The organism is Acidovorax sp. DMC1 (assembly GCF_056314325.1).
The window spans coordinates 21,842-33,599 of record NZ_JBQUYO010000006.1 but is presented as its reverse complement, the minus strand read 5'-3'; the positions used below and the strand labels follow the sequence as shown (position 1 = coordinate 33,599).

Genomic DNA, 11,758 nt, shown 5'->3' with positions numbered 1-11,758 from the left:
CAAGGAGCTGCCCATGCCTGCCCCCATGCCTTTCCCGTTGCACGCCCAACTGCGGCGCGTGCTGTGCGTCACGGCCGCCGCCTGGGGGCTGAGCCTGCAGCAGCGACGCGCGGCCCTGCGCGCGCCCCAGTTCGGCTTTGCCATCTCTTACTGACACCGTACGGACCTCGTTGAGATCCCGCTTTGAAAAGACCTGTGCCATGCAAATCTTCTGGTTCATTCCCACCCACGGCGACAGCCGCTACCTTGGCACCGCCCAAGGCGCACGCCAGCTCAGCCATGACTACCTCCAGCAGGTGGCGGTGGCCGCCGACAGCCTGGGCTACGAGGGCGTTCTGATCCCTACCGGGCGCTCTTGCGAAGACCCCTGGGTGGTTGCATCCAGCCTGATCGCCGTGACCAAGAAGCTCAAATTTTTGGTGGCGGTACGCCCCGGCCTGCACCAGCCGGCGCTGGCTGCGCGCATGGCGGCCACGTTCGACCGCCTCTCGGGCGGGCGACTGCTCATCAACCTGGTGACCGGGGGCGACCAGGCCGAGCTGGAGGGCGACGGCGTGTTTCTGGACCACGCCACGCGCTACGAGCAGTCGGCCGAGTTCATCCGCATCTGGCGCGAAATCCTCACGCGCAGCCACAGCGGTGAATCACTCGACTACGACGGCCAGCACCTCAGCGTGAAGGGCGCCAAGCTGTTGTTTCCGCCCCTGCAGCAGCCGCACCCGCCGGTGTACTTTGGGGGCTCTTCCGACGCCGCCCACGACCTCGCCGCCGAGCAGGTCGAGACCTACCTGACCTGGGGCGAGCCACCGGCTGAAGTCGCCAAGAAGGTGGCCGACGTGCGCGCCCGTGCTGCAAAGCATGGGCGCACCGTGAAGTTCGGCATCCGCCTGCACGTCATCGTGCGCGAGACCGAAGACCAGGCCTGGCAGGCCGCCGAAGAACTCATCAGCCATGTGGACGACGTGACCGTGGCACGTGCGCAGGCCGTGTTTGCGCGCATGGACTCTGAAGGCCAGCGCCGCATGGCGCGGCTGCATGCGGGCGCCAGGAATAAGGCCCCCACGCTCGGCACTGGCGTGTCCTCGCTGCCCCCCGAGGGGGCGCAATCGCCTAGGGGCGGCCCGTCGGCGATTGGACGCACGCGGGCCGACCTGGAGATCAGCCCCAACCTCTGGGCCGGTGTGGGCCTGGTGCGTGGCGGCGCGGGCACCGCGCTGGTGGGCGACCCGCAGACCGTGGCCGCGCGCATCGAGGAATACGCCGCGCTGGGGCTCGACACCTTTGTGCTCTCGGGCTACCCACACCTGGAAGAGGCCTACCGCTTTGCCGAGCTGGTGTTCCCGCTGCTGCCCGTGGGTGTGCGCGAGAAGCTTGCGGGCGGCAACCCGCTGGGCCCGTTTGGCGAAACCGTGGCCAATGACTTTGTGCCGCGCGCATCGCAAAGCTGAGCGCAGCGCTGCCCAGGAGACCGCCCATGTCCATCCAGTCCATCAACCATGTGCAGCTGCCGTTCCCGGCCGGTGCCGAGGCGCCCATCCGGCGCTTTTACAGCCGCTTGCTGGGCCTGCCCGAGGTGCGGCTGAACGCGGGCAATGCCCTGCGTTTTGTGGCCGGCGCGCAGCGCATTGACCTGGTGCCTACCGAGCACTGGCAGCCCGCACCCGCCGTGTCGCACCTGGCCTTTGAGGTGCAGGACCTGCCCGCACTGCGCCACCGCCTGCTGCAGGCCGAACTGCCGCTGGTGGAAAACTGTGCGCTGCCTGGCTACCTGCGCTTTTACGTCAAGGACCCGGCGGGCAACCAGCTGGAGTTCTTGGAGCCCGACAACGATCCCCAGGAAATATCGCCATGACACAGGCCCAGACAAACACGGTGCCCGTGCGCGAGCTGCAGGTCTCGCCACCCATTGCCGACACCATCGACCATCCGCTCGACGGCCCCCTTCTGCCCGCACCCGTGGCCCGATTTTTTGCCAGCGTGGCGCGGCGCCTGCTGCCATGGGCCGTGCCTGTGGGCCTCATCGTGCTGTGGCAGATCGCCTCGTCGCAAGGCTGGCTCTCCACCCGCGTGCTGCCCGCGCCGCTGGAGGTGGTGAAGGCCGCCTGGACTTTGACCCTGTCGGGCGAACTGTGGACGCACGTCAAGGTCAGCGCCGGCCGTGCGCTGGCCGGGCTGGCGATTGGCGGCGGCCTGGGGCTGCTGCTGGGCCTGCTGACCGGCTCGGTCAAGCTGTTCGAAACGCTGCTCGACTCCACCATCCAGATGGTGCGCAACATTCCCGCACTGGCGCTCATTCCGCTGGTGATCCTGTGGTTTGGCATCGATGAATCGGCCAAGCTGTTCCTCATCAGCGTGTCGGTGTTCTTCCCGATCTACCTCAACACCTTCCACGGCATCCGCAATGTGGACCCGGGCCTGATCGAGATGGGCCGCACCTACGGCCTGGGGCGCTGGCAGCTGTACCAGCAAATCATCCTGCCCGGCGCGCTCTCCAGCATCCTGGTGGGCCTGCGCTTCTCGCTGGGCCTGATGTGGGTGATCCTGATCGTGGCCGAAACCATCTCGGCGCAGGCGGGCATCGGCTACCTCACGATGAATGCACGCGAGTTTCTGCAGACCGACATCGTGCTCGTGGGCATCTTGCTGTACGCGCTGCTGGGCAAGCTGGCCGATGTGTTTGCCAAGGGGCTCGAACGTTACTGGCTGCGCTGGCATCCCGGTTACCAGGCTTGATGCTTCACGCTTGAATACTCACATTTTTATAGCTGCTGGCGCAATAGCCACTAGCGCAGGAGACCTTTTTGACCACAAGTTCATCTTTACAACCCCAGGGCGTGCGCCTGGAAGTGTGCGGCGTGGACAAACGCTACGGCGCGCGCAGTGTGCTCCAGAAGGCCGACCTGGTCATCGAACCCGGCCAGTTCGTCGCCATCGTGGGCCGCAGCGGCTGCGGCAAGAGCACGTTGCTGCGCCTGGTGGCGGGCCTGGAGTCCGTCTCGGGCGGCGCGATCCGCATCGATGGCAAAGACATCGACGGCCTGAGCGGTGACACCCGCATCATGTTCCAGGACTCGCGCCTGCTGCCCTGGAAGCGTGTGGCTGACAACGTGGCCCTGGGCCTGCCGCCCGAGCGGCGCGGCGCTGCGGCCGACGTGCTGGCGCGCGTGGGGCTGGGCGACCGGTTGAACGAGTGGCCAGCACGCCTGTCGGGCGGCCAGCGCCAGCGCGTGGCCCTGGCACGTGCCCTGGTGCACAACCCGCGCCTGCTGTTGCTCGACGAGCCGCTGGGCGCGCTGGATGCGCTGACGCGCATCGAGATGCACCGCCTGATCGAAGGCCTGTGGCGCACCAGCGGCTTTACCGCGCTGCTGGTGACCCACGACGTGCAGGAGGCCGTGGCCCTGGCCGACCGCGTGATCCTGATCGAGGACGGCCAGATTGCGCTGGACCAGCGCATCGACCTGCCACGTCCCCGCTCGCACGGCGATGCCGCCTTTGCCGCCATCGAAAAACGCATCCTGGACCGCGTGCTGCAAAAGCCCGATGGCGACCCGGCGCACGAAGCCCCCTGGCCGGGTGTGCCGGCGCACGGGCTGCGCTGGGCCGTGTGAGCTTTCACCTCTTTCCTCTTTCCCCCTTTTCTTTTTCTTTCAACGGACTTTTTAGGAGAACCCCATGTCCATTCAAGCCATCAACGTTCGCAACCAGTTCAAGGGCAAAGTGCGCGAGATCATTCGCGGCGACGTCGTCTCCGAGGTCGATGTCGAAACCCCTTGGGGCATCGTGACCTCCGTCATCACCACCCGCTCGGTGGACGACCTGGGCCTGGTCGTGGGCTCCGATGTGGTCGCATTGGTCAAGTCCACAGAGGTGTCGATCGCCAAGCTGTGAGTTGGGAGCAGGGCGCAGGGCCGACGGCGCCATGCCGTGCGGCACTGCGCAGCCCTCATCCTGTGGCACAGGCCTGCGTGTCGCGTTGGCAGGCAGCGCGACTTGCCTTGGCCGAGTCTTGACCAGCCGCTATCTGGCAAGAACCCTGGGGCTATTGCCCCCAAAGCCGCCCGGGTTGCCTACACTCGGGCCCATGACGACCCTTCTGGTTTGCCCCTTTGCCGCCCTGGCTGCGCTGCCCCGCGCAGCGGCCTGCGCGCGAGCGGTGGCCAAGAAGAACGCGCGTCGTCAGCTGACGCCAGCACATTCCTGAGCCCGGCGGCACCCTCTCTCCTCATCCCCTTGTAGCGCAACCATCCACCGCCGGGCACCAGCCAAGCGCGGTAGCGGCCGTCTTGTCCCCACGGGGCACCGCCGCATTCGATGGAGTGCTTTGTATGCATGCAGTTGTGACCCCTGGCGAGCGCACGCTCACCGACCTGGACTATTCGCGCCTGACCAAGCTGGTCGGCAACCGGCCAGCGCCCTTGCTGGATAACCTGCTGGCCAACGCCGACATCACCAGCCCGCGCACCGTGCGTGCGGATGTGGTCACCATGAACTCCCGCGTGGAGCTGGTGGACCCGCACACCCACCGGCGCCAGGTGCTGACCCTGTGCTACCCGCAGGACGCTGAGCCTGCGGCGGGCTTTATCTCGGTGCTGTCGCCGGTGGGTATCAGCCTGCTGGGCCTGCGGGTTGGAGATATGGCCAAGTGGCAAACGCCGCACGGCGAAGAGTGCTCCGCCACCATCGAGAGCATCCAGTACCAGCCCGAGGCCACGGGCGACTACCTCACCTAGTCGCCTTCGCACGCCGGCCCGCTGCGGGCCGTGCCACCAGATCACTTCCCACCAGACCGGCGCCAATTACATTGGCAGCCGTTGGAGGAGTGCGCGTTGTTCACCACAGAAGGACGTACCACCATGACCCCTCGCTCCATCCTCGTCGTCACCGATTTTTCTGAAGTGGGAGGGCACGCGCTGGCACGCGCGGCGTTGCTGGGCGCAGAGCATCGGGCTGCGTTGCAGCTGGTGTATCTCTCCGCACCCGGCGAGGTGCCACCCCCCGATGTGGCGGTGCGCCTGTCGCACCATGCGCTGCAGCTGCGGCAGCGCCACCAGATCGCTGTGCAGGCCGTATCGCGCGTGGATTGCACGGTGGCAGACATCGCCCGTGCGGCAGCCGCGCACGACCTGGTGGTGTGGGGCACGGCACCGCAGCGGGGGCTGCGGGCCTGGTGGGGCACGCACCCCGCCCTGCAGTTGCTGCGTGCTTGCCAGCGCCCCGTGGTCGTGGTGCGCAACGCGGCGGACCAGACCTACCAGAGCCTGTTGGTGGCGGTGGACTTTTCGCAGGCATCGCACCGATTGGTCGAGCTAGGCCTGGCACTGCACCCCCGCGCACGTGTGGAACTGTTCCATGCCATCAGCACCGCCAATGAGGGCAAGCTGCGGTATGCCGAGGTGTCGGAGCGCGCCATCCAGATCTACCGCGAGCAGTGCAGGCGCCATGCGCAAGACCGCATGTTCACGCTGACCGACTCGTACGACGCGCGGCGCAATCGGTTGTCATCGTCCATCGGCCGGGGCGATCCGGCGCGACAGGTGCTGGTGGCACAGCAAAGCGCTGGGGCCGACCTGATTGTGGTGGGCAGGCATCCCGCGTCCCCGTGGGTGGACTGGTTCTTCGAGAGCGTGGCGCAACGCATCTTGCGCGAAGCGCGCACGGACGTGCTGGTGGCACCGCACGGCTTTCAGACCGCCTCCCGGGGCACTGCTGTCAAGCGCCTTGCCACCGACCTGCCCGTGCGCCGCGTCAAGGCGGGTGCGCCACGCCCGCCAAGCCATCCCAACCCCGCTGCGCTGTGGAGCGGGGCATGACGCGGCGGGCCTCCGGTGTCAGGCTGCCTTGGCCAGCGGTGTGGCATAGCGGCTGGCAGGCCGCGCTAGGCCCAGGTTCTCGCGCAGCGTCGTGCCTTCGTAGGCAGTGCGGAACAGCCCGCGCCGTTGGAGCTCCGGCACCACCAGGTCCACAAACTCGTTGAGCGACTGGGGCAACACGGGCGGCATCACGTTGAAGCCGTCGGCCGCGGCGTTCTCAAACCATTCCTGCATGCGGTCTGCAATGGTCTGCGGCGTGCCCACCACCACCCAGTGGCCGCGCGCGCCGGCCAGGTATTCGTACAACTGGCGCACGGTGTAGTTCTCGCGGCGGGCCAACTGCAGCACCACATGCGCGCGGCTGTTGATGCCCTTGGGCGGCTCGGGAATGTAGGGCGGTGGTGCGTCCAGGTTCCACTGCGTGAGGTCTTCGCCGGGCCAGAAAGGGGCCAGCGTGGCCAGGCCCACGCTGGGGTGGATCAGTGCCTGCAGCTCGGCCCACTTGGCCTGGGCTTCTTCCTCGGTGCGGCCGATGACCGGAGAGATGCCGGGCAGCACCAGCAGCTCGTCGGGCCGGCGGCCGTACTTGGCCATCCGGCCTTTCACATCTTTGTAGAACGCCTGGGCCTCGGCCAGGCTGGTCCAGGCGGTGAAGATGGCTTCGGCCGTGGCGGCGGCCAGCTCCTTGCCATCTTCGGAAGAGCCCGCCTGCACGATCACCGGGTGGCCCTGGGGCGAGCGCTCGATGTTGAGTGGGCCCTGCACCTTCAGGTGCTTGCCGATGTGGTTGAGCGTGTGCAGCTTGTCGGGGTCAAAGTACACGCCGCTGGCCTTGTCGCGGCTGAAGGCGTCGTCGTCAAAGCTGTCCCACAGGCCCTTGACCACATCCACAAACTCGTGGGCGCGCTCGTACCGCAACGCTGGGTCGGGGTGGGCATCCAGACCAAAGTTGCCGTGCACGTTCTCTGCACTGGTGGTCACCACGTTCCAGGCCGCGCGGCCCTTGCTGATGTGGTCGAGCGAGGCGAACTTGCGTGCCAGCAGGTACGGGTCTTCGTAGGTGGTGGATGCCGTGGCCACAAAGCCGATGTGCTTGGTGACGGCCGAGAGCGCCGCCCACAGCGTGACGGGCTCGAAGTGCGAGAGCCGCCCCTGGCGGCTGAAGGACTCGCGGTCGCCCTTGTGCCACACCCCCGGGCTGTCGGCCACAAACACCTGGTCGAACAGGCCGCGCTCTGCGGTCTGTGCCAGTTCGATGTAGTGGTCGATATTGACGCCCGCATCGGCCTGAGAACCGGGGTGGCGCCACGCGGCAATGTGGTGGCCCGTGGCCATGATGAAGGCGCCGAGGCGCAGTTTTCTTAGGGTTTGTGGTTCGGTCATGTGGGTGTCCAAAACGTTATGAGATTTGCCCGCGGCCTACGGCACCGGCGCGGACCAGGCCAGTGCACCCGTGGAACCGGCTTCGCCGGGCCACCGTGTGCGTCCCCCTTCGGGGATGTCCTGCATCACTCCCTGCGGTCGGTGATAGCGCGGGCTCGGGCCATCCGCTGCGTTGCTTTTTTTGCCAATAGCTCGGCTATTGGCTGCAAAAAGACGCCTTGCGGACTGTCCCGATCCGCACTACCACCGACTCGCGAGGGTGATGCAGGACATCCCTGGGAAGGCGCCGAAGGCGACTCAGGGGGCTACTCAGTGATAGTGATGCGATGCAGCTTGCGGTGCTGCGGGAAGAAGTCGCCCACCGCGTAGTGCTGGGTGGAGCGGTTGTCCCACACCGCCAGCGTGCCTGGCGCCCAGCGCAGGCGGGCCTGGAACTCGGGCACCTGGGGCAGGGCAAACAGCTGGGTCAGCAGGGTGTCGCTCTCCACGCGCGACAGGCCCTTGATGTGGCTGGTGAAGGTGGAGTTCACATACAGCACCTTCTTGCCTGTGACCGGGTGCACACGCACCACCGGGTGCTCCACCGGCGGGTACTTGGCGCGCGCGGCCTTCAGCTCGTCGCCGCTGGCGTCCTTGCGCAGCAGGTACTCGGTCCAGCCGCTGATCTCCCAGGTGTGCACGGCCGTCAGCGTCTCCAGGTAGGCCTGGAAGGCAGGCGACAGGCTGGCATAAGCGGCGGTGAGGCTGGCCCACAGCGTGTCTCCGCCGCTGGCGGGAATCACCTGCGCATACAGGCTGGTGCCCAGGGGCGGCTGCTCGCGCCAGGTGATGTCGGCGTGCCAGTTGCTCGACGCCTTGGGGCGCTCGGCAGTGCTTTCCACGATCTCGATCTCGGGGTGGTTCTCCAGCCGAGGGAAGAACGCCTTGACCTCGGCCACGTTGCCAAAGCTGCGGGTGAAGTCCACCTGCTGCTGCGGCGTGATGTGCTGGTCGCGGAAGAACAGCACCTCGTGCACGGCGAGAGCCTGGCGCAGCTCGGCCTGCGTGGTGGCATCCAGCGGCTGGCGCAGGTCCAGGTCGTGGATGACGGCGCCGATGGTGGGGGTGTAGGGCTCCACCGCAAAGCGGGTGAAGGTGGGGTGCAAATCGTTGATCTTGGACATGGTGCTGCTTTCTGAAACGAGTGGGTTGAAAGAGAACGGCCATGCCATTGGGACACTGCAAGCGTTGCACACCAACGAAGCTGTTCGCATATCGATAGTTGGAAAAACAAGCGCTGCAGTTTGGCGAGCGGGTAGGGCGCTTGCGCATTTGGATATCTGTTTTTGGTCGTTGGCCGCATTGCCGGGCGTGCCTAGAGTGGGGCTCGACAGGTGCAGGGCGTGGCCCGCGCACCGTCCCAACGCAACCCCTACGAAAGAGCGACACCATGACAAAAACACCCTGGAATACCACCCGCCGCAAGGCCTTGACCGCAGCAGGCGCTGCCTTGGCGCTGGGCCTGCGGGCGGGCAGCGCCGCTGCACAGACGGCAGAGCCGCTGAAGGTGGTCCGCATTGGCGTAGCCACCGGCGGCGTGGGCAGCGACCCCGTGCGCCACGGCGGCACGTCGGCCGCGCTGGCCTACACCGATGGCGCGCTGGAAGAAGAGTTCAAGAAAGACGGCGTGAAGGTGCAGTGGACTTTCTTCAAGGGCGCAGGCCCCGCCGTGAACGAGGCGCTGGTCAATAAACAACTGGACTTTGCATGGCAGGGCGATTTGCCGTCCATCGTGCACCGGGCCAGCGATGTAAAGACCAAGATCATCCTAGGCAGCGGCGTGCGTACCGGCCTGTACTTGGCAGTGCCGCCGGATTCCAACATCCGGCGCATCGAAGACCTCAAAGGCCGCAAGGTGGCGGTGTTCAAGGGCACCAACCTGCACCTGGCCGCCGTGCGTGCGCTGGTCGACAAGGGCCTGAGCGAACGTGACGTGAAGCTGGTCAACCTGGACCTGCCCAGTGCCGAGGCCGCTTTGGTGAGCAAAGACATTGACGCCGCTTTTGGCTACGTGGGTTTTTTCAAGCTGCGTGACCATGGCCTGGCCAAGGTGGTGTGGTCGGCTGCGGAAGATTCGTACAAGTACACCCGCCAGACAGCGCTGCTGGTGACCGACGAGTTCGCCGCCCGCCACCCCAAGGCCGTGGAGCGTGTGGTCAAGGCCGTGGTGCAGTACGCGCACAAATACTCCGACGAAAACCGCCGTGCCGAACTGTTTGCGCAGTGGGGCAAGGCCGAGTACCCCGAGAAGGTGTGGCGCGAAGACTTCATCGGCCAGCCGCTGCGTGTGCGCCTGTCGCCGCTGCTCGACCCATTTTTGGTAGCGCGCTACAAGGACGCGGCCGACGAGGCATTCAAGCTCAAGCTGATCCGCAAGAAGCCCGAGATCGACAGCTGGTTTGACCGCCGCTACCTGAACGCTGCGCTCAAGGAACTGAAGCTGGAGGCCTACTGGCCCGTGTATGGCGCCAACGGGGACTTGGCAACCGCGCCCTAGTAGTTGGCTCTGCGCCAGAAGGATTGAATCCTAGGTAGGGGGACCGGGCCGGTGAAAACCGCCCTTTGCAACCCGCCGGCACCCAGTGCCTGGCGGGTTTTTTTGTGCCTGCGTCTGGCCCCGCTCATAACGTCTGTACCGCTGCTCATGCCGCAAACATCTTTGTCATTGCATATGAGTATTAACCATTTATTTTTATAACAAACGTCTTTTACATTTCTTTTGGTTGTTATTGAAGTTGCCCGCCCAGCCCTGGGCAGTAGCACTTTTTCCACCCGAAAGGACATGCAAAAGATGGCGATACCCGCACTGAACGCGGCCGGGCCTTCCAGCCCCACGCACCCGTTGGAGCCGCTGCCGAAGGTGCCTGTGCGCCGCGTTGCGATCTTGAGAAACAAGGCCTCGTGGGCTTGGGCAGGTCGCTCGCTCTGGGCCTGGCCTTTTCCGCTGGCCATGCTGGCACTGTGGCAGTTGTCCGCCGTGTGGGGCTGGGTTCCCGAGCAGGTGCTGCCTCCGCCCGCTGCCGTGTTCAAGGTGTTTGGTGAGCTGCTGGCCAGCGGCGAGCTGTGGGACCACCTGCGCATCAGCATGGTCCGCGTGTTTGCGGGCTTTGGCATTGGTCTGTCGCTGGGCCTGCTGCTGGGCGGTGCCATGGGCCTCTCGCCCACCTTTCGCGACTACTTGTTTCCGCTGTTCAAGGCGTTCAGCCAGGTGCCGGTGATCGGTTGGCTGCCGTTGTTAATTTTGGTGGTGGGCATTGACGAGGCATTGAAGTTCTTGCTGATCGCCAAGGCCGCGCTGGTGCCCGTGGCCATCAACACCTGCCAGGGCATCCAGAACGTGCCCAACCGGCTGGTGGAGGTGGCGCGTGTGTATGGCTTTACCCGCTGGCAAATGCTGCGCAAGGTGGTGTTTCCGGCGGCCACAGCGCCCGTCTGGAATGGCGTGCGCTATGGGCTCACCCATGCCTGGCTGGCGCTGGTGGTGGTGGAGCTGCTGGCATCGTCCGAGGGCATCGGGTTTCTCATCGTCTATGGCCGCCAGCTCTTTCAGTTGGACGTGGTGCTGGCCGCCGTGCTGGCCGTGGGCATCGTGGGTTTTGTGATCGACAAGCTGCTGGCCGTGTCCGAGGCGTGGCTGCTGCGCTGGCGCAAGCCGGGTCTGTGAAAGGGGTACGCGAATGTCTTCTCTGAACGTGCAACGCAACCTGTTCCACAAAGTGCCCCCACGCCTGCGGGGCTGGGTGCTGCCTGTGCTGATCCTGGCCGTGTGGTGGGCGGTGGTGGCCTCAGGGGCGTCCGATTCGCCCTTGCTGGTATCGCCGCTGGCCGTGTGGCAGCGCGGCGTGGGCCAGGTGGTCAGCGGCGAGCTGTGGGTGGCCTTGTCGGCCAGCCTGTGGCGCATGGCCTGGGGCTTTGGCATTGGCGCCAGCGTCGGGCTGGCGGTGGGGGCGCTGCTGGGCTGGTCGCGCTGGGCCGAGCGGCTGGTGGGGCCCACCTTCCACACGCTCAAGCAGATCTCGCTGTTTGCGTGGATTCCGATGCTGTCGATGTGGTTTGGCCTGGGCGATGCCGCCAAGGTGGCCTTCATTGCCATGGCGGCGTTTTTCCCCGTGGTGCTCAACACGCTGGAGGGCCTGCGCAGCGTGCCGCGCGAATACCTGGAGGTGGCCCGCGTGTACGAGTTCAGCGTGTGGCAAACGCTGCGCCGCGTGGTGGCACCTGCGGCCGCGCCCTCTCTGTTCACCGGCATCCAGCTCTCGCTGATCTACAGCTGGCTGGCCACGCTGGGGGCCGAATACCTGTTGGCCTCGGGCAAGGGCATTGGCAACACGCTGATCGACGGGCGCGAACACTTCTGGATGGACCTGGTGCTGTTTGGCGTGGTGGTGGTGGGCCTGGTGGGCTTTGCACTGAACGCGCTGCTGGCCGCGCTGGAGAAGCGCCTGCTGGCTTGGCGCGACCGCACTGTCGCCAGGTACTGATGCCGCTAACGCATCGCATACGCATACGAACACAAGGAAATC

11 protein-coding genes and 3 pseudogenes are annotated in these 11,758 nt (G+C 66.0%); 11 read left to right on the top strand and 3 right to left on the bottom strand.

Translation table 11 applies throughout. The features are described 5' to 3' along the window. Positions 1–13 precede the first annotated feature (13 nt). The 5 genes and pseudogenes from ACT531_RS13720 to ACT531_RS13700 all read left to right on the top strand — a co-directional run. Positions 14–154, top strand: a complete 141-nt coding sequence (locus ACT531_RS13720; protein WP_291445963.1) for a hypothetical protein — start codon at positions 14–16, stop codon at positions 152–154. Between the two features lie 46 nt (positions 155–200). Then, positions 201–1,439, top strand: a pseudogene (locus ACT531_RS13715) (FMNH2-dependent alkanesulfonate monooxygenase); the annotation flags it as partial. 35 nt (positions 1,440–1,474) lie between these two features. After that, positions 1,475–1,852 carry a VOC family protein gene (locus tag ACT531_RS13710; protein ID WP_476017773.1) on the top strand — a complete coding sequence of 126 codons (378 nt, stop codon included), beginning with the start codon at positions 1,475–1,477 and terminating at the stop codon, positions 1,850–1,852. Next, positions 1,849–2,733: an aliphatic sulfonate ABC transporter permease SsuC gene (ssuC, locus tag ACT531_RS13705; protein WP_476017772.1), complete on the top strand. Its 885-nt coding sequence runs from the start codon at positions 1,849–1,851 to the stop codon at positions 2,731–2,733. The genes ACT531_RS13710 and ssuC overlap by 4 nt, the downstream gene beginning before the upstream one ends. A 101-nt stretch (positions 2,734–2,834) precedes the next feature. Beyond that, positions 2,835–3,275: pseudogene (locus ACT531_RS13700) on the top strand (ABC transporter ATP-binding protein); the annotation flags it as partial. Here the strand turns inward: ACT531_RS13700 and ACT531_RS13695 are convergent. Continuing rightward, positions 3,270–3,380, bottom strand: a pseudogene (locus ACT531_RS13695) (hypothetical protein); the annotation flags it as partial. The pseudogenes ACT531_RS13700 and ACT531_RS13695 sit on opposite strands and share 6 nt — an antisense overlap. A gap of 295 nt (positions 3,381–3,675) precedes the next feature. On the opposite strand from ACT531_RS13695, the gene ACT531_RS13690 reads away from it, so the two are divergent. From ACT531_RS13690 to ACT531_RS13680, 3 genes are all read left to right on the top strand, one after another. After that, the gene (locus ACT531_RS13690; RefSeq protein WP_015013774.1) at positions 3,676–3,891 is read left to right on the top strand and encodes a TOBE domain-containing protein; all 216 of its coding nucleotides are present in this window, start codon (positions 3,676–3,678) and stop codon (positions 3,889–3,891) included. 437 nt (positions 3,892–4,328) lie between these two features. After that, complete coding sequence (locus ACT531_RS13685) at positions 4,329–4,733, top strand: GreA/GreB family elongation factor (protein WP_476017771.1); 405 nt, start codon at positions 4,329–4,331, stop codon at positions 4,731–4,733. A 123-nt stretch (positions 4,734–4,856) separates the two neighbouring features. Next, positions 4,857–5,813 carry a universal stress protein gene (locus ACT531_RS13680; protein WP_476017770.1) on the top strand — a complete coding sequence of 319 codons (957 nt, stop codon included), beginning with the start codon at positions 4,857–4,859 and terminating at the stop codon, positions 5,811–5,813. 18 nt (positions 5,814–5,831) lie between these two features. Here the strand turns inward: ACT531_RS13680 and ACT531_RS13675 are convergent, their stop codons facing one another. Beyond that, positions 5,832–7,196, bottom strand: coding sequence for an LLM class flavin-dependent oxidoreductase (locus ACT531_RS13675; RefSeq protein WP_476017769.1), 1,365 nt, complete (start codon positions 7,194–7,196; stop codon positions 5,832–5,834). A 305-nt stretch (positions 7,197–7,501) separates the two neighbouring features. After that, positions 7,502–8,359 (bottom strand): TauD/TfdA dioxygenase family protein, encoded by an 858-nt coding sequence (locus ACT531_RS13670; protein ID WP_422849353.1) that lies wholly within the window; start codon positions 8,357–8,359, stop codon positions 7,502–7,504. A gap of 266 nt (positions 8,360–8,625) precedes the next feature. Here ACT531_RS13670 and ACT531_RS13665 point away from each other — a divergent pair, with 266 nt between their 5' ends. From ACT531_RS13665 to ACT531_RS13655, 3 genes are all read left to right on the top strand, one after another. Continuing rightward, positions 8,626–9,732 (top strand): ABC transporter substrate-binding protein, encoded by a 1,107-nt coding sequence (locus tag ACT531_RS13665; protein WP_476017768.1) that lies wholly within the window; start codon positions 8,626–8,628, stop codon positions 9,730–9,732. Between the two features lie 285 nt (positions 9,733–10,017). Then, on the top strand, positions 10,018–10,899 hold the full coding sequence (locus ACT531_RS13660) for an ABC transporter permease (protein WP_476017767.1): 882 nt from the start codon (positions 10,018–10,020) through the stop codon (positions 10,897–10,899). Between the two features lie 13 nt (positions 10,900–10,912). Continuing rightward, on the top strand, positions 10,913–11,716 hold the full coding sequence (locus tag ACT531_RS13655) for an ABC transporter permease (RefSeq protein ID WP_476017766.1): 804 nt from the start codon (positions 10,913–10,915) through the stop codon (positions 11,714–11,716). Positions 11,717–11,758: the final 42 nt, after the last annotated feature.